This window comes from Pedobacter sp. 05T44 (assembly GCF_056395985.1).
Genome location: NZ_JBFTKO010000052.1, coordinates 1 through 355, shown reverse-complemented (window position 1 = coordinate 355; position 355 = coordinate 1). Strand labels below are relative to the sequence as shown.

Genomic DNA, 355 nt, shown 5'->3' with positions numbered 1-355 from the left:
GATCAGCCCGCTCCGCCTGGTCGACCGGGTGGTCGGCGGCGGGGTCAACCTCGCCGTGTCCGCCCTTGTGATGTCCATGCTGGCCTTCAGCATCAGCGCCCTCGGTGTTCCTTTTGTGTCCCAGCAGCTTGCCGATTCGAAGGTGATCGGCTTCATCGACGGCGTCACGCCCACGCCGCTGAAGACGTCCATGGCGCAGCTGCGGTCGGCCGTGATCGGGGACGGCATCCCCACCCTGTTCGAGGGAGGCGTCGGCAGCCGGCCGGTGCCGGTTCCGGATGCCAGCACCGACACCCCGGCACTGAACAAAGCCGCCGCTTCCGTACTGAAGATCGCCGGCACCGCGTACCAGTGC

General features: G+C 67.9%; 1 protein-coding gene. It reads left to right on the top strand.

Features of this window, described 5'->3' with window-relative positions; translation table 11 throughout:
* Positions 1-355, top strand: a 355-nt coding sequence (locus AC1DDK_RS26180; RefSeq protein WP_477634199.1) for a hypothetical protein, incomplete at both ends; no start/stop codon positions are given.